This is a genomic window from Vogesella perlucida, assembly GCF_979366545.1.
This window is the reverse complement of the sequence record NZ_CEETRO010000004.1, coordinates 112,283-127,918: the sequence shown is the minus strand read 5'-3', so window position 1 is coordinate 127,918 and position 15,636 is coordinate 112,283. Positions and strand designations below refer to the sequence as shown.

The 15,636-nt window shown below is 65.2% G+C and carries 14 protein-coding genes; 10 read left to right on the top strand and 4 right to left on the bottom strand.

The window, feature by feature from the left end; all coding sequences use genetic code 11:
• Window positions 1-16: 16 nt before the first annotated feature.
• Window positions 17-3,193, bottom strand: coding sequence for an exodeoxyribonuclease V subunit gamma (gene recC / locus ACZ9XP_RS07270; protein WP_465188215.1), 3,177 nt, complete (start codon window positions 3,191-3,193; stop codon window positions 17-19).
• A gap of 107 nt (window positions 3,194-3,300) precedes the next feature.
• Between recC and ACZ9XP_RS07265 the strand changes: the two genes are divergently transcribed.
• The 3 genes from ACZ9XP_RS07265 to ACZ9XP_RS07255 all read left to right on the top strand — a co-directional run bounded on the left by ACZ9XP_RS07265 (window position 3,301) and on the right by ACZ9XP_RS07255 (window position 6,083).
• Complete coding sequence (locus ACZ9XP_RS07265) at window positions 3,301-3,678, top strand: SirB2 family protein (RefSeq protein ID WP_147688652.1); 378 nt, start codon at window positions 3,301-3,303, stop codon at window positions 3,676-3,678.
• A 196-nt stretch (window positions 3,679-3,874) separates the two neighbouring features.
• On the top strand, window positions 3,875-5,551 hold the full coding sequence (locus ACZ9XP_RS07260; protein ID WP_147688651.1) for a S8 family serine peptidase: 1,677 nt from the start codon (window positions 3,875-3,877) through the stop codon (window positions 5,549-5,551).
• Between the two features lie 19 nt (window positions 5,552-5,570).
• Window positions 5,571-6,083 carry a hypothetical protein gene (locus ACZ9XP_RS07255; RefSeq protein ID WP_147688649.1) on the top strand — a complete coding sequence of 171 codons (513 nt, stop codon included), beginning with the start codon at window positions 5,571-5,573 and terminating at the stop codon, window positions 6,081-6,083.
• Between the two features lie 90 nt (window positions 6,084-6,173).
• Here ACZ9XP_RS07255 and ACZ9XP_RS07250 read toward each other — a convergent pair whose 3' ends face one another.
• From ACZ9XP_RS07250 to ACZ9XP_RS07240, 3 genes are all read right to left on the bottom strand, one after another.
• Window positions 6,174-7,460 carry an NAD(P)/FAD-dependent oxidoreductase gene (locus tag ACZ9XP_RS07250; RefSeq protein ID WP_147688647.1) on the bottom strand — a complete coding sequence of 429 codons (1,287 nt, stop codon included), beginning with the start codon at window positions 7,458-7,460 and terminating at the stop codon, window positions 6,174-6,176.
• A gap of 153 nt (window positions 7,461-7,613) precedes the next feature.
• The gene (locus ACZ9XP_RS07245; protein WP_147688645.1) at window positions 7,614-8,582 is read right to left on the bottom strand and encodes a LysR family transcriptional regulator; all 969 of its coding nucleotides are present in this window, start codon (window positions 8,580-8,582) and stop codon (window positions 7,614-7,616) included.
• A gap of 44 nt (window positions 8,583-8,626) precedes the next feature.
• Window positions 8,627-8,908, bottom strand: coding sequence for a hypothetical protein (locus ACZ9XP_RS07240; protein ID WP_147688643.1), 282 nt, complete (start codon window positions 8,906-8,908; stop codon window positions 8,627-8,629).
• A 181-nt stretch (window positions 8,909-9,089) separates the two neighbouring features.
• Between ACZ9XP_RS07240 and ACZ9XP_RS07235 the strand changes: the two genes are divergently transcribed.
• The 7 genes from ACZ9XP_RS07235 to ACZ9XP_RS07205 all read left to right on the top strand — a co-directional run bounded on the left by ACZ9XP_RS07235 (window position 9,090) and on the right by ACZ9XP_RS07205 (window position 15,589).
• Complete coding sequence (locus tag ACZ9XP_RS07235; RefSeq protein ID WP_147688641.1) at window positions 9,090-9,665, top strand: response regulator transcription factor; 576 nt, start codon at window positions 9,090-9,092, stop codon at window positions 9,663-9,665.
• 146 nt (window positions 9,666-9,811) lie between these two features.
• Entirely contained in the window at window positions 9,812-10,987 is a 1,176-nt protein-coding gene (locus tag ACZ9XP_RS07230; protein WP_147688639.1) for an NAD(P)H-dependent flavin oxidoreductase, read from the top strand.
• A 120-nt stretch (window positions 10,988-11,107) separates the two neighbouring features.
• On the top strand, window positions 11,108-12,463 hold the full coding sequence (locus ACZ9XP_RS07225) for an aldehyde dehydrogenase family protein (RefSeq protein ID WP_147688638.1): 1,356 nt from the start codon (window positions 11,108-11,110) through the stop codon (window positions 12,461-12,463).
• Between the two features lie 55 nt (window positions 12,464-12,518).
• Window positions 12,519-13,160 carry an exopolysaccharide biosynthesis protein gene (locus tag ACZ9XP_RS07220; RefSeq protein WP_147688636.1) on the top strand — a complete coding sequence of 214 codons (642 nt, stop codon included), beginning with the start codon at window positions 12,519-12,521 and terminating at the stop codon, window positions 13,158-13,160.
• A gap of 74 nt (window positions 13,161-13,234) precedes the next feature.
• Window positions 13,235-13,858, top strand: coding sequence for a glutathione S-transferase family protein (locus tag ACZ9XP_RS07215; RefSeq protein WP_147688634.1), 624 nt, complete (start codon window positions 13,235-13,237; stop codon window positions 13,856-13,858).
• A gap of 8 nt (window positions 13,859-13,866) precedes the next feature.
• Window positions 13,867-14,214 carry a hypothetical protein gene (locus ACZ9XP_RS07210; RefSeq protein ID WP_147688632.1) on the top strand — a complete coding sequence of 116 codons (348 nt, stop codon included), beginning with the start codon at window positions 13,867-13,869 and terminating at the stop codon, window positions 14,212-14,214.
• Window positions 14,207-15,589 carry an FAD-binding oxidoreductase gene (locus ACZ9XP_RS07205; RefSeq protein ID WP_147688630.1) on the top strand — a complete coding sequence of 461 codons (1,383 nt, stop codon included), beginning with the start codon at window positions 14,207-14,209 and terminating at the stop codon, window positions 15,587-15,589. Before ACZ9XP_RS07210 ends, ACZ9XP_RS07205 begins: the two co-directional genes overlap by 8 nt.
• Window positions 15,590-15,636: the final 47 nt, after the last annotated feature.

The following is a 15,636-nucleotide window of genomic DNA, read 5'->3' as shown; positions in this document are numbered from 1 at the left end:
GTGGCTAAGAAAGCTTTTAATCTTTTTCCAGCAGTAGCGCCCCCACCAGCGGCGCCAGCAGCGTATCGGCCAGCTGCGCGAACAGCGGGTCGGACAGCGGCTCCAGGTGGCGGAAGGCCAGCAGGTTGGCCGCGTCGTCACGCTGCGGGGTGCGGCCCAGGCCGGTGAAGTCGGGCGACCATTCGTTTTGCGCGGCGCCCATTTGTTTGCCTGGCTCGGCGCGGGCGTAGGCCAGCGAGGTGCGGGCAAAGAACGGCAGCGGCTGGCTTTGGCCCTGCAGGTAGCGCGCCATCCACGCTGCCAGCAGCGCGTGGGCGTCCAGCGGCGCACCGTCGCGGCTATTGGCACACAGGCGGTGCACGCCGTCGTCGGCGTACAGCACGCTGTCGGGGGCGATGCCGGGCAGGCCTGCGGCCAACCTCACTAGGTGCTCCAGCCACAGGGTGATGAACTCGGTGGCGTAGGCCTTGCGCGGTACCACGCGCAGCAGGCCTTCGGGGCGCAAGCCGGCCAGCTCGCCGCTGAGCATCACCCCGCCCAGCTGTAGCCGTACCGGCTGCGGCGGCAGGGTATCGGCCAGCAGGCTGGATGGCAGGCGCGCGGCAAAGCGGGCGCTGGCGGCGCGTTCTTGCGCCAGGCAAGCGTCGCCCAGCGCGGCATCGGGCAGCAGGCCCTGCCCGGCCAGGCGGGCTTCGGCGTGGCGTAGCGGCTTGCCGGCCAGCAGGCTGCCGACTAGGGTGTCGCGGATGTCACTGCGGCTGTCGCGGTCGATGGCAAACGGTTCGCGCACCGGTAGCTCGTCGGCGTGGCGCGCCAGCTTTAGCCCCAGGCGGTCAGCCAGCCAGGCGCGTACCGGGTTGCGCCAGAAGCGCAGAAAGTCGGCCAGCAGCACGACCTGTGGTGCCACAGCGGGCAGCGTGGTGGCAAACGGCTGCGCGGCGGCGGCCGGCTGCGCCAGGGCAGCGGCCCACAGCGGCTCGTAGCTGGGCAGGCTGCCGTCGTAGCTGCGGCGGCTGAAGGGCTGCAGCGGGTGGCGGGTGGTGATGGCAGGCGCGATATCCCCCCCGCACATGCTGGCCAGGGTATCCAGCAGCTCGGCCACCAGCGGCGACGGCGGCAGCGGCTCGTCGCTGCGCACGCTGCGGCCAACCCAGCTCAGGTACAGCGCGTCGCGGGCGGACAGGATGGCTTCCAGAAACAGGTAGCGGTCGTCGAAGCGGCGCGAGCGGTCGCCACGGCGCGGGTTGCGCGCTACCAGGTCGAAGCTGACCGGGCGCTCGTCGCGCGGGTAGGCGCCGTCGTTCATGCCCACCAGGCACAGCACGCGGAACGGGATGGAGCGCATCGGCACCATGGCGCAGAAGGTGAGCCCGCCGGTAAGGAAGCCGCCGCTGGACGACATGTCCAGCTGGCGCAGCACGGCGTCGCGGATCACCGCCAGCGGCAGCGCGCCGTCAAACTGCGCCAGCGCGGCGTCGGCGGTGAGGGTGTCGGCAATGCCGTGCAGCAGCTGCAGCGCGGCTTCGTCGGCTTCGTCTACCAGAAACAGTTGCGCGGCGGCGTCGCGCAGGCGCTGGGCCCAGCCGGCCATGCTGGCGGGCTGCGCCCAGTCTGCGGCCAACCCTGCCAGCACGTCGTACAGGCTGGCCAGGCTGGCGAGCTTGTCGGCGGCCTGGCCCTGGGCGGCGCTATCGGGCAGCAGGCCGGCAAACAGCGGTGCGCCGTCGCCGGCCAGGCTGGCGGGCAGCATGGTGCCCAGCAGCAGGCGGTCCAGCCCCCAGCGCCAGGTGTGCGTGGGCTCGGCGGGCAGGCCGAGCTGGGCTTTGTGCGCGGCGTCGCGCCCCCAGCGTATGCCGGCCTGGCGTACCCATTGCGCCAGCAGGCTGACGTCGTCGTCGGCCAGGCCAAAGCGCGCCAGCAGCGCCGGGCAGTCCAGCAGGGCCAGTACGTCGCTGGCGGCAAAGCGCGAGTCGGCCAGCTGCAGCACGGCGCCAAAGGTAGCCAGCAGCGGCACCTCGCGCGCCAGGCGGCGGTCGGCAATGCTGTAGGGGATGGACGGCGCGTCGCTGCGGTAGCCGAATACGGCGTCGATGTACGGCGCGTAGGCGTTGATATCGGGGGTGAGCACGGCGATATCGGCCGGGGTGAGCGTGGGGTCGGCGGCCAGCATGGCCAGTAGCTGGTCTTTCAGCACCTCCAGCTCGCGCATGGGGCTGTGGGCGATATGGCAGCGGATGGACGCATCGCCCGCGCTGCAGGGTGCCACGTTGGCCGCAGGCGGGGTGAGCGTGAGGATGTCGTGCTGCAGGCGCGCCAGCAGGCTGTGGCCGTCCGGCGCCATGAAGGCCGACATGGGCTGCGCGATGCCACCGGCCAGCTCGTCGAAAAAGTCGCGCCCCTGCTGGCCCAGCGACGCCAGTAGCGGGTGGCCGCCGGCGCTGGCGTCGTCGCCAAACAGCGTTGCCTGGCGGCTGCGGGCTTGCAGATCGCCCCAGTAGGCTTCGCTGGGGTTGAGCAGGAACACATTCACCTCGGTGAGCTCGGCCATGCGCTGCAGCAGCGCCAGGTACATGGGTGCCAGCGTAGCAATGCCGAACACCGACACGCGCTGCGGCAGGTGCTCGCTGCGCAGGCGGGCAAAGAAGTCGTCCAGCATCATCACACGGTGGCGGCCGGGCACCTCGGCGGCCAACCTTTGCCACAGCGCGGCCTGCCAGGCTTCGTCCTCGCCCAGCCCCAGCAGGCGGCCGGCTTCCCAGGCGCGTATCCAGTCGGGGCGGAACACCAGGTATTGGTCGTAGATATCGGCAATCTTGCCGGCCAGCTCGAAGCAGGCCAGCGGGCCGCCCTGCAGGTAGCGCTGCAGCGGGGTAAACGGCTCGCCGGCCAGCGTGGGCAGCACGTCCATCAGCCGCCAGCACAGCACGTCGGGGGCAAAGGCGGATTTGGGCGGCAGCTCGGGCAGCACGGCCTGCATCAGCCGCCAGCCAAAACCGGCCGGCAGCACGAATTCCAGGTTGGCCGCCAGGCCGCGCTGCTGCGCCAGGTTCAGCGTGAGCCAGCGCCCCATGCCCCGGCTTTGTACCATGATGACTTCCGGCGCGAACGCATCGGCCAGCGGGCTGTCTGTGAGATGGCTGTACAGAATGCCCAGGGCTTCCAGGCGGTTGGATTGATACAGGTTCAGCGGCATGGCGCAGGCTATGGCGTGGTCATCGACCCCGGCAGTTTAGCATTCTGCCTGCGGTACAAAGCGGTATGATCGCGCCGCATGACATTTATCTACATTGAGGCTTCACCATGGATTATCAGGTTCTGAAACACGCGCACGCCGGGCTGGCGTATCTGTCGCTTACCCTGTTTGCTGCCCGCGCCGTGCTGTCTTATACCCGCCCGGCCCTGCTGCAGGCGCGTGCGCTGAAAATCGCGCCACACATGATCGACACCGGCTTGCTGGCCGCCGCCATCACGCTGGCGGTAATGGCCGGCCTGTCGCCGCATAACCAGCCCTGGCTGGCGGCCAAGATCGCCGCACTGCTGGCGTACATCGCGCTGGGCACCATCGGCCTGAAAAAACTGCACGGCTCGCCCCTGCGCGCGGTGGTGCTGGCCGCCGCCGTGGCCATGCCGATATACATGATTGCGGTAGCCAAAACCAAGCTGGTGTGGCCGTTCTAGGCCGCACCTGGCGCGCGATGCTGGCGGCCTGCCCTGCCTGTATCTGGCAGGCCCGCTCGCGGGCGTGTGGCGATTTATCTAACGAAAAACCTGCCGTCACGGTATTTTTTGCATCGCGATAAAACCCTGCCCTGTTGCCTGGCCAGCGTGACCATTACAAGACAGTTTTGGTCATGACAAGGGATAAGGGGGCAGCATGCAAACCAGACACATCATCACACTGGCCACTGCCGTACTACTGACCGCCTGCGGCGGCGGTGGCGGGGGCGGTGGCACAACGACGGCGAACACTGCCAATACGGGGGGCAGCAACGCATCAGGCAGTACAAGCGGCAGCACAGCGTCCGGTACCAGTAGCGCCAGCACCATCAACGACCCGCTATTTGCCAAACAATGGCACCTGAAGAATACCGGACAAGAAGGCGGCACCGCCGGGGTGGATATCAATATGCAGCCAGTCTGGCAGGCCGGGCTGGACGGCAGCGGGGTAAACGTGGCCGTCATCGACGATGGCCTGGACATCAACCATGAAGACCTGGTTCTGAATACCCTGCAAGGCAGCTCGCTGAACATGGCCAGCAATGGCAAAGCCAGCACGGACCCCACACCGGTGAATGCTAGCGACGACCACGGTACCAGCGTAGGAGGCTTGATAGCCGCGGTGGCGAATACCTTGGGCGGCCGGGGCGTAGCGTATGGCGCCAAGCTGCTGGGGGTGAATCTGCTGACCGCCAACAGCGCAGACAGCAACGACGCCACGGCCCTGCTGCACGGCAAGGGCATGATTGCCATCAGTAACAACAGCTGGGGCAACCCCGATAGCGATAACGAGCTGGGTTACAGCGGCCCTTTGGCCAAGGCAGCCATCGAGCAGGGCGCCACCACAGAGCGCGGCGGCAAAGGCATTGTCTACCTGTTTGCCGCAGGCAATGGTGCCACACAGTTTCAGTCGGATGGCAGCGTGCTGCAAACCGGCCAGCGCTCCGGCTACGACAGCTTCAACAATACCCCGTACGCCCTGAATATTGCTGCGGTGCAGGCCAATGGCACACCCTCCGAATACAGCGAGCCCGGCGCCAATGTGCTGGCAAGCGCGCCGTCCGACAGCACCGGTTCCACCCTGCCCGGGCTTTACACCACCACCGTCAGCCTGGCCAAGCTGAACAGCCTCTATCGCGGCCAAAACTGGTTGTTCCCTAACTACCGCCCGGACTTTGGCGGCACATCCGGCGCCACCCCCATTGCCGCCGGGGTAGTCGCGCTGATGCTGCAGGCCAACCCGTCCTTATCCTGGCGCGACATCCGCTGGATCCTGGCCAGCACCGCCCGTAGCGTAAGCAATGCTACCGAGACCGGCGCCTCGGCCATTGGCCACGGTGTTTACAGCCACAAAGCAGGATTCGGGCTGATTGATGCCAATGCGGCCGTGGCCATGGCCAAAATCCATACCGGCTTGCCGGCAATGAAAACCTGCACACTGACATTAGCCAGCAGCACGCAAAGCCCGGACAACAACGGCCAGCTGCAACTGGCCGCCAGCAGCGGCAACTGCACCATCAGCAAACTGGAAAGCGCAGACCTGAGCCTGCAGCTTAACCAGCCTGGTAACCCCAACCCGGCCGAGCAGCTGGCCATCCAGCTGGATAGCCCGAATGCGCGCACCAGCATATTGGCCACGCCGCACACCTGCCTGGCCAAAAATGCGCAAGGTGACTTCCTCGTGAACAGTTGCAGCAAGACCTATAGCGACTGGGCATTTCACAGCGTACGCCATATGGGGGAAAACCCGGCAGGCCAATGGACCTTGAAAATTAGCGGCATGCTGGCCAGCGACAATCTCGCAGGCAGCCAGCTGGTGCTACGCGGTTTCTGATTACCAGGAGATGCATCACATGAAAAAGTTTATTTTTGCCGCACTGCTGCTGGGCCTTGCCGGGCCATTGCTGGCCGCCGGACAAACCTTCCGCTGGCTGGAAAACGGCATTGCCCGTCACGCCATCATCGACCCCGATACCCGCGCCAGCATCACCACGACTGCCGCCAATGGCCTGACGGTGAGCAAGCAAGATAAGGGCGTCCGCTTCTACCGCACCGACACCGCACGAAGCCGCCAGCTGGCGGCCAGGCAGCCCGACCTGCTGCCGGTCTTGCGCGAGGGCAAAACCAATAAAGGCCCGTGGCTACTGCCGGTGGGCGGCGTTGTCGTCCGTACCCAGGACGAGGCGGCGCTCGCCGCGTGGGCAAAACAGCAAGGGCTGAGTGTGCAAGCCAGCGCGGTAAACGGTTACTGGCTGGTGGAAACCGCACCGGGCGAGGCTGCATTGAAGGTAACCAGCCAACTGCTACAGCTGCCTGGTATCCTGACCGCCGCCCCCAACTGGTCAGGCCCGAAAGAAAAACGCTAGCCCGCCTGGCGTTACACGCAAAAAAACGGCTGGCACAAGGCCAGCCCAGGATGGACAGAGCGTAAGGCAGGTGCGCGCCACCTGCCGGTATTACAGGCCCAGCTTGTCGCGCATGCCGTACCACCAAGCACCCAGCGTGAGCATGGGCACGCGGAACAGGCGGCCGCCCGGAAACGGGTAATGCGGCAGGCTGGCAAAGGCGTCAAAGCGCTCGCTCTGGCCGCGAATGGCTTCGGCCATGATGCGGCCGGCCAGGTGGGTGTAGGTGACACCGTGGCCGCTGCAGCCTTGCGAGTAGTAAATGTTGCTGTCGATACGGCCAGCCTGTGGCAGGCGCGTGAGCGTGAGCGAGAAGTTACCGGTCCAGCCGAATTCGATTTTCACGTCTTTCAGCTGCGGGAAGGTTTTCAGCATTTTCGGGCGTACCAGGCTTTCGATCTCGCCCGGGTCGCGCGCGCCGTATACCGTGCCGCCGCCGTATAGCAGGCGGTTGTCGCCGGTGAGGCGGTAGTAATCCAGCAGGAAGTTGCAGTCTTCCACGCAGTTGTCACCAGGCAGCAGGCTGCGCGCCAGCTCGGGCGACAGGCGCTCGGTGGTAACGACCTGCGTGCCGCACGGCAGGGTTTTCTCGGCCAGCACCGGAATCAGGTTGCCCAGGTAAGCGTTACCGGCCACCACCACGAAATCGGCAGTAACCTGGCCAGCGGCGGTTTTCACCACGGCAGGTTGGCCGCGTACTACGTCGGTAACGGCGGATTGCTCGTAGATACGGCCGCCCAGCGACTCAAACGCGGCGGCTTCGCCCAGCGCCAGGTTCAGCGGGTGGATGTGGCCGCCCCAGTTATCCAGCAGTGCCCCCACGTACTCGTTGGAGTTCACAATGCGCTGCATGCCGGCTTTGTCGATCATCTGGATGCCGGTGTGGCCGAAGCTTTCCCACAGGCGGCGCTTGGCGTCCAGCTCGTCCAGCTGCTTCTGGGTAAAGGCTGCAAAGACGTTACCGTCTTTCAGGTCGCACTGGATGTTGTACTTGGCAATACGCTCGCGGATGATCTTGCCGCCTTCAAAGGCCATGGCGCCCAGGCGCTTGGCGGCTTCCTTGCCATGACGCGCCTCGATCACATCCATATCACGGCTGTAGCTGTTAACGATCTGGCCACCGTTGCGGCCCGATGCGCCCCAGCCCACGCGGGCGCTTTCCAGCACCACCACGCTAAAGCCGGCTTCCGCCAGGTGCAGTGCGGTAGAGATACCGGTGTAGCCGGCGCCAATCACGCAGACATCTGCCCGCACGCTACCCGCCAGCGCCGGGCGCTCGGGGCTAGGGTTGGCAGAATAGGCGTAGTAGGAATTAGTGTGTTCGATGCGCTGACTCATGATGTATCCCATCCATTTTTTAAACACTTGCGGCCAACAGGCGCGGGTTTATGGCTGGATTATGCGCAACCGCCTGTGCTTTGTCTAATATGTTAAACGCCAATGTCGCAAAAAAGCCCGGCAAGCCGGGCGGTTGGCGACACTGCAGCAGGTTTACAGGCCCAGGTGCATGCGCAGTGCTTCGCGCTTGGCAGACAGGTCCACGCCCGGCAGGTCGGCGATAATGTCCGGGTGGTCCAGCAGTTTTTCCACCGCGAAATCCACAAACACGCGAGTACGCGGCGCAATGTGGTCGCGGTGCGGGAAGCAGATATAAATGGAGCGCTCCATCGACACGTAGTCGGTCAGCACGGCCTGCAGGCGGCCAGCACGTACATCGGCCAGCACTTCGTGGCCAGGCAGCTGCGCCACGCCCAGGCCCAGGCGGGCCATTTCTACTACCGAATCCACATCGTTAACGGTGTAGGTACCGGTGACTTCCAGCGGGATACGCTCGCCGTTACGCTCGAATTCCCACTTGTACAGTCGGCCCGAGGTCGGGAACTGGAAATTGATACAGTCGTGCGCCGACAGCTCTTCCGGGCTACGCGGTTTGCCGTGCTCGGCCCAGTATTCCGGCGAAGCCACCACATACTGCGGAATATGCGCCAGATGACGTGCCACCATACGGCTGTCCGGCATCATGCCGACACGTACACCCACATCGTAACCGTCTTCTATCAAGTCGCTAAAGTGATCGTCCATACCAAAGAACACACGGATCTTCGGGTAGCGCTGGCAAAATTCTTCCATCAGCGGCAGGATGAAGCGGCGGCCAAAGGCATTGGGCAAGCTGATACGCAGGTGGCCGGCGGGTTCGTCGCGGCTGGCTTTCAGCTGGTTGATGGCGGAATCCAGGTTATTTACCGGACCGCGACACTGAGCATAGAAGCGGCGGCCGTCTTCGGTGAGTGTCAGCTGGCGGGTAGTGCGGTTGAACAAGCGTACTTCCAGCTCTTGCTCCAGGCGGGCAATGCTCTGGCTGACGGCAGCTGGCGAGACGCCCAGCTTGCGAGCAGCATCGGAAAAGCTGCCGTTCTCAGCAGTGGTCATGAAGACCATTAGCGCTTTTAATGTATCCATTGGGCAATCTCGCAGATGACATATGGCGGGTGGGGTAAAACACCCTATTTAAAAATGGCCTTGGGGTAAAGCTTGGCAAAATTGACAGTTTCGCTGACAAATAATAGGACAAAACCAGATTCACTTAAAGATATTTTCGTGTTTCCTGTCAAATGACTTCCTATCACGTGGCAATGCCCACAGTGACTCGCCATTAGGCCAGTGTCTCCCCGTCCAAACAGCCAGTTTTCAAAATGATGCGCTTTTGCAACAAGCACCAGGGGCGCAAAGGCCGGTTTTCCGTGACGGCAATACCCAGCCAGATAGCACCCATCAGCTTTACTCATGCCTAAGTGAAGAAACCTTGGGACAGCTTCGACCCTTGGTTAAGATAAGCGTTCAATACATAAAACATAACAGGGGAACAGCATGTCGAAAGGGATACCTTTTGCTTCTGGCTCAATCTCCGCGGGTCTGTCACACACTCAGCTCTGCCAGCTGCTCGAGTGGATTCACAGCCTCCCGCAGATGGCAGACGAGAGAGAACTTCACACCTTCCTGCACACGCTAGGCAGCGACCACGCGGTAGCTGCCCTATGGATTATTCATGGCTCGGCCACACCACAAGGCTGGACCGCCCCCCCGCGCACGCTAGGCCAACCCGCTGCCTGCCATAGCCACGACTGGCAGCGCCTGCCAGCCGATATCGGTAGCCAGGTGCAATTTACCTGGCTGGCGCATACCAGCCCCGCTACCGCCTGCTTTGCCATGCAGCGTGATGGCCAGGCCACGCTGCTGTACGTGCAGCCGCGCCAGGCCGACGACGCCGCCACCCTGCGCATGCTGGGCGGCCTGCTGCCACACCTGCACCCCACCCTGCAGCGTCTGGCACCGGCAAGCAGTGGCAGCAACCCGCTATCGCACCGCGAAAAAGACATTTTCCACTGGATGATGCGCGGCAAGACCAACTGGGAAATTGCCACCATCCTGGACATCAGCGAGCGTACGGTGAAGTTCCACGCGGCCAACATCATCCGCAAGCTGGAGGCCAATAACCGTACCCACGCCATTGTGCTGGGCATCCAGAAAGGCCTGGCGGCCTGATGAGGGCCTGCTAACACTATTTCTTGCTGCGGCGCAGGCCCTAGACAGGACATTGCCCTATCCGGCCGTGCTTGACCCACGTCAACGCACGGCTTTTTTACGCTTATCACAATCGTGCGCCTACTCTATTTCTGTTGAAAGCACGCATGCCCCGCTCACTTTTTTCCCCCCTCGTTATCCGTGGTCGTGAACTCCTGCCTATCGTACAAGGGGGTATGGGCGTGGGTATCTCGGCCAAACAGCTGGCCGGCGCCGTGGCCCGTGCCGGCGGCCTGGGTACCGTGGCCAGCGTAGACCTGCGCCACCTGCACGACGACCTGATGGCCGATGCGGCCAACCAGCAGGGCCAGGAAGGCATTAACCGCCTGAACCTGATTGCGCTGGACCGCGAAATAAAAGGCGCACTGCAGCGTGCCGATGGCCACGGCATGGTGGCGGTAAACGTGATGAAGGCGGTAGACAACCACGCCGCGCTGGTACGCCAGGCTTGCGAATCCGGCGCACAGGCAGTGGTAATGGGAGCCGGCCTGCCGCTGGACCTGCCGGAAATGACCGCCAGCCACCCGGACGTAGCGCTGATTCCCATCCTGTCCGAATCGCGTGGTATCGGCATTGTGCTCAAACGCTGGATGAAAAAGGGGCGCCTGCCGGACGCCATCGTGATCGAGCACCCCAACCACGCCGGCGGCCACCTGGGCGCAGCCCGCATCAGCGACGTAGGCGATGCCAAGTTTGACTTTGCCCGCGTACTGGAAGAAACCTTCGCGCTGTTCAAAGACCTGGGGCTGGAGCGCGAACGCGTGCCGCTGATTGTGGCCGGCGGGGTAAACAGCCACGAAAAAGTGCAGACTTACCTGAACACGTACGGCGCCAGTGCGGTGCAGATCGGCACCGCGTTTGCCGTGACCAGTGACGGCGACGCCCATATCAACTTCAAGCGCACACTGGCTGGCGCCAGCCGTGACGACATTGCCGAGTTCATGTCGGTGGCCGGGCTGCCGGCACGCGGCGTGCTGACCCCGTTCCTGAAAAGCTACCTGAAGCGCGAAGACAAACTACAGGCCAACGCCAAGGCCGACCCGGCGCGCTGCACCCAGGCGCTGAACTGCCTGACCGTCTGCGGCCTGCGCGACGGGCTGGCCAAGGTGGGCCAGTTCTGCATCGACCTCAAACTGGCCGCCGCCTTCCGTGGTGAAGTCAGCAAGGGGCTGTTCTTCCGCGGCGCTGACCCGCTGCCGTTTGGCGACGCCATCCGCAGCGCCAGCGAAACCATGCACTATTTCCTGACCGGCGAAAAACCGCTGGACCTGCAGCCCGCCTGAACGGCAAGCTCCGCATACCGTGCGGCCAACCTTACCCGTGCTGCGGCAGCGTGGTCAGGGTTGGCCGCATTTGTTACAGTGGGCTGCTTCTGTCATGTAACCCCTTTACTACGCCCTGCCATGACCGCCTTCACCAGCTGTAACCCCGCCACCGGCGAAGTCGTCTTTACCCGCCCCATCAGCAGCCATGAACAGTTGGCCAGCCAGCTGGCCAGCCTGCGCCGTGCCCAGCACGCCTGGGCCCACCTCGATACCGCCACCCGCGCCGCACGCCTGCTGCGCCTGGCCGACGCGCTCAGCGCCCACCGCTACGCACTGGCGGCGCTGGTATCGCTGGAGGTGGGCAAGCTGGAGCGCGAATGCCTGGCCGAGATCGACAAATCGGCGCAGCTGATCCGCTATTACGCCGAGCTGGCGCCCACGCTGTTGGCACCGAAAGACATTCCCACCCAGGCCAGCCGCAGCGGCGTGGCGTTCGAGCCCTTGGGCCTGGTGCTGGCCATCATGCCGTGGAACTACCCGGTGTGGCAGGTGCTGCGCTTTGCCATTCCGGCGCTGATGGCTGGCAACGGCTGCCTGGTGAAGCCGGCACCGTCGGTACCGCAGTGCACCGCGCTGCTGCTGGATATCGTGCACGAGGCCGGGCTGGATGTACTGGACGTGGCCTGGATCAACCATGACATGGCCGAAGACGCCATCAAAGGCTGCGACGCGGTCGCGTTTACCGGCTCCACCACCGCGGGCCGCCAGGTGGCGGCGCTAGCCGGACGGCACCTGAAAAAAACCGTGCTGGAGCTGGGCGGCAGCAACCCGTTTATCGTGCTGGCCGACGCTGACATCGACGCCGCCGCGCAAGAAGCCGCCCACTCGCGCTACCGCGACGCGGGCCAGAGCTGCAACGCCGCCAAGCGCATGATTGTGGTGCCGGAGATTGCCGACGCCTTTGTCGCGCGCTTTCTCGAACACGTGGCCGCGCTGCGCCCCGGCCACCCGGCAGACGACCACACCACGCTGGCGCCGCTGGCGCGCGCCGACCTGCGCGAGGCGCTGCACGCCCAGGTGCTGGACGCTGTCAGCCAGGGTGCCAGCCTGCTGGCCGGCGGCGTCATGCCGCACGGTGCCGGCTTCTTTTATCCCGCCACGGTGCTGGACCACGTTAGCCCCGCCTGCCGCGTGTACCAGGAAGAAGTGTTCGGCCCGGTGGCTACCATCCTGCGCGCCCGCGACGAGGCCGACGCGCTGCGCCTGGCCAACGACACGCCGTTTGGCCTGGGTGCCAGCATCTTCAGTGCCGATGTCGAGCGCGCCTGGCAGCTGGGGCGCGAGATCGAAGCCGGTGCGGTGTTCATCAACCGCTACACCAGCTCCGACCTGCGCCTGCCCTTTGGCGGGGTCAAGGCGTCCGGCTACGGCCGCGAGCTGTCCGAGTTCGGCCTGTACGAGTTCGTGAACGTGAAAACCTACTGGCAAAAATGAACCGGCAAGCCCGGGCATGGTCGCATGGCACTGTTTGCCCCTTACCGAGCCTGCCATGCTGCCTTCACGCCCTGCCCGCCCCACCCCACGCCGTAGCTGGCTGCGCATTGCGCTAGCAGCCCAGCAGCTACAGCACGGTTCGCTGGGCCAACTGATAGGCCGCCACCCGCGCCAGCAGCTCACCTGGCTGGGGCTGTTGGCCGCACCGCTGCTGCTGCCGGTGGCCATCCCCGGCATGGCCACTACCGTGGGCGCGTTTTGCCTGCTGGTGGCGCTGTCTGTTGGGCTGGCACGCCCGTTTCCGCTGCCCGCCTGGCTAGGCCGCCGCCATGTGCCCCACGCCCTGCACGGCCCGCTACACCGCGTACTGCACCGCCTGGCCGGCCTGCTGGGGCGCATCAGCCAGCCACGCCTGCTGGCGCTGAGCGGCCCGCGCTGGCGCTGGCTGAACGGCGGCATGCTGGCGCTGGCCGGAGCATCGATGATGACGCCGATGCCGCTGGTGTCGTTTGATAACGTGGTGCCCGCCGCCGCCATCGCCCTGCTGGCCTGGGGCCTGCGCGTGCGCGACGGCGGCCTGCTGCTGGCGGGCTACGTGGCTACCGTGCTGGCCTGGCTCTACGTGGGGCTATTGTGGTGGGCCGGGGCAGAAATCCTGCTATGGCTGGCGCAGCGCCTGCCTGCCGGCTGGCTGTAGGGCTGCCACCGCCCGCGCCTTGCGCGTATCATCGTGCTTTTATGCATACGCCCAAGCAGGCACAGGAACCCCACATGAGCAAGATCACCCTGTTCGGCAACCGTCTTTCCGGCCACAGCTACAAAGTGCGCCTGGCCCTGGTACTGGGCGATGTATCGCACGAATACCGCCACGTATCGCTCAGCCTGCCACGCGAAGAGCGCGAGGCCGACTTCCGCGCTGCCAGCCGCTGGGACGAAGTACCGGCACTGGTAGTGGACGGCGAGCCCATGGTGCAGTCCAACGCCATCCTGCAATGGCTGGCCGAAAGCGAAGGCGTGCTGGCAGGCCAGCCCGGCGAGCGCCAAGGCATACGCGAATGGCTGAGCTGGGAGGCCAACCGCATCGGTTTCTCGCTGCCCAACCTGCGCTACGCGCGCAAATTTGCCCCGCTGGATGCGGGCGCCGACGCCTGGCTAGAAGCCCGTACCCGCCGTGACCTGGACGTACTGAACGCCCACCTGGCCCAGCACGCTTACCTGCTGCCCAGCGGCCTCACCATTGCCGACCTGTCCGCCAGCGCCTACCTGTGGCTGATCGACGAAGCCGGCCTGACGCTGGACGCCTGGCCGCACGTGGCCGCCTGGCTGGCGCGCATCGCCGCGCAGCCGGGCTGGGAACACCCGGCCACGCTGATGGCACCGGATATCGACGAGTAAACCCCGCCATGGCGCAGCCACAGCGCATCTGGCTACAGCACGAAGCACCGGTCAAACCCATGCCGGGTACACCGTGTAACGGCTGTGGCGTGTGCTGCGCCGCCGCGCCCTGCCCGCTGTCGCGCCTGCTGCTAAACCACCGCCACGGCCCCTGCCCGGCGCTGCAATGGCAGGCCGCCACGACGCGCTACGGCTGCGGCCTGCTGTTGGCCCCGCGGCATTACTTGCGCTGGCTGCCTGCTGCTGCCGAACCGCTATTCCACCGCCTGGCACGGCGCTACCTGGCCATCGGCCACGGCTGCGATGCCTATGTAGAGGCGCAGCCAGAACACGCTGCGGAGCCCCGAGATGACTGAACTGCACGCCCGACTAGCCGCCATTGTGGGTGCGGCCAACCTGCTGACTACCCCGCACGAACTGGCACCGGCTGTTACCGACATGCGTGGCCGCTACACCGGCCTGCCACTGGCCATGGCCCTGCCGGCCAGCCGCGAAGAAGTGGCCGCACTGGTGGCGCTGTGCGCGGCCGAGGGCATCGCCATCGTGCCGCAGGGCGGCAATACCTCGACCTGCGGTGCTGCCACACCGGACACCAGCGGCCGCCAGCTCATCATCGGCCTGCGCCGCATGCAGCGCGTGCGCAGCATCGATGCGGCCAACCTGTCCATCACCGTGGATGCCGGCTGCACGCTGGCGCAGGTACAGCAGGCCGCCGCCAGCGTGGGGCGGCTGTTTCCGCTGTCACTGGCTAGCGAGGGCAGCTGCCAGATAGGCGGCAACCTGTCCACCAACGCCGGCGGCCTGGCCGTGCTGCGCTACGGCACCATGCGCGAGCTGACGCTGGGGCTGGAGGTGGTATTGCCGGACGGCACGTTGCTGGATGCACTATCAGCGCTGCGCAAAGACACCACCGGCCTGGACGTGAAGCAGCTGTTCATCGGCGCCGAAGGCCAGCTGGGGCTGATTACCGGCGCCACGCTCAAACTGTTTGCCCTGCCCACCGCCTACAGCACCGCCCTGTTGGCCGTAGACAGCGCCGACGCGGCCATCGACACGCTGAATGCGCTGCAAGCGCGCTTTGGCGACCGCCTGACTACTTTTGAAATGATGTCGGACCTGTGCCTGCGCATCTCGGACAAGCACAAACCCGGCTGCGTACCGTTTTTTGCACCGTGGGTGGTGCTGGTAGAGCTGTCTGACGGCGGCGAGCCGGCCGCGCTGCAAGCCAGCTTCGAACAATGGCTGGCCGGCCAGGCATTCAGCGACGGCGTGCTGGCGCAAAGCGAGGCGGAGCGGGCGCGGCTATGGCAGCTGCGCGAGGATATCTCCGACATGCAAAAGCGCGAAGGCCCCAGCATCAAGCACGATATCGGCGTACCCAGCTCGGCCATCCCGGCGTTTCTGGCCAGCTGCGGCGCAGCGCTGGACGCCGCCTTCCCCGGCGTGCGAATCGTCGCCTTCGGCCACGCAGGCGACGGCAACCTGCACTACAACATCAGCTACACCCGCCCTGGCAACGCCGAGCTGTTTGCCGACGAAGACGCGGTGAATGCCATTGTTTACGACCACGTGTACCGCTACCGCGGCACGCTGGCCGCCGAGCACGGCATCGGCCAGCTGAAAGCACACTGGCTGACACGCTACAAAGACCCGGCCGCGCTGGCCATCATGCGCGGCGTCAAACAGCTGCTGGACCCGCATAACATCATGAACCCCGGGCGCTGGCTGTAGGCACCCGAACCCGGTCTGTGAGCCATGACGCTGGCCTGCCGCAAGGC

What these genes read in the sequence shown, in the direction of transcription:
- recC (WP_465188215.1), bottom strand. Translation starts at nt 3,193, where the DNA reads ATGCCGCTGAACCTGTATCAATCCAACCGCCTGGAAGCCCTGGGCATT.
- ACZ9XP_RS07265 (WP_147688652.1), top strand. Translation starts at nt 3,301, where the DNA reads ATGGATTATCAGGTTCTGAAACACGCGCACGCCGGGCTGGCGTATCTG.
- ACZ9XP_RS07260 (WP_147688651.1), top strand. Translation starts at nt 3,875, where the DNA reads ATGCAAACCAGACACATCATCACACTGGCCACTGCCGTACTACTGACC.
- ACZ9XP_RS07255 (WP_147688649.1), top strand. Translation starts at nt 5,571, where the DNA reads ATGAAAAAGTTTATTTTTGCCGCACTGCTGCTGGGCCTTGCCGGGCCA.
- ACZ9XP_RS07250 (WP_147688647.1), bottom strand. Translation starts at nt 7,460, where the DNA reads ATGAGTCAGCGCATCGAACACACTAATTCCTACTACGCCTATTCTGCC.
- ACZ9XP_RS07245 (WP_147688645.1), bottom strand. Translation starts at nt 8,582, where the DNA reads ATGGATACATTAAAAGCGCTAATGGTCTTCATGACCACTGCTGAGAAC.
- ACZ9XP_RS07240 (WP_147688643.1), bottom strand. Translation starts at nt 8,908, where the DNA reads ATGAGTAAAGCTGATGGGTGCTATCTGGCTGGGTATTGCCGTCACGGA.
- ACZ9XP_RS07235 (WP_147688641.1), top strand. Translation starts at nt 9,090, where the DNA reads ATGGCAGACGAGAGAGAACTTCACACCTTCCTGCACACGCTAGGCAGC.
- ACZ9XP_RS07230 (WP_147688639.1), top strand. Translation starts at nt 9,812, where the DNA reads ATGCCCCGCTCACTTTTTTCCCCCCTCGTTATCCGTGGTCGTGAACTC.
- ACZ9XP_RS07225 (WP_147688638.1), top strand. Translation starts at nt 11,108, where the DNA reads ATGACCGCCTTCACCAGCTGTAACCCCGCCACCGGCGAAGTCGTCTTT.
- ACZ9XP_RS07220 (WP_147688636.1), top strand. Translation starts at nt 12,519, where the DNA reads ATGCTGCCTTCACGCCCTGCCCGCCCCACCCCACGCCGTAGCTGGCTG.
- ACZ9XP_RS07215 (WP_147688634.1), top strand. Translation starts at nt 13,235, where the DNA reads ATGAGCAAGATCACCCTGTTCGGCAACCGTCTTTCCGGCCACAGCTAC.
- ACZ9XP_RS07210 (WP_147688632.1), top strand. Translation starts at nt 13,867, where the DNA reads ATGGCGCAGCCACAGCGCATCTGGCTACAGCACGAAGCACCGGTCAAA.
- ACZ9XP_RS07205 (WP_147688630.1), top strand. Translation starts at nt 14,207, where the DNA reads ATGACTGAACTGCACGCCCGACTAGCCGCCATTGTGGGTGCGGCCAAC.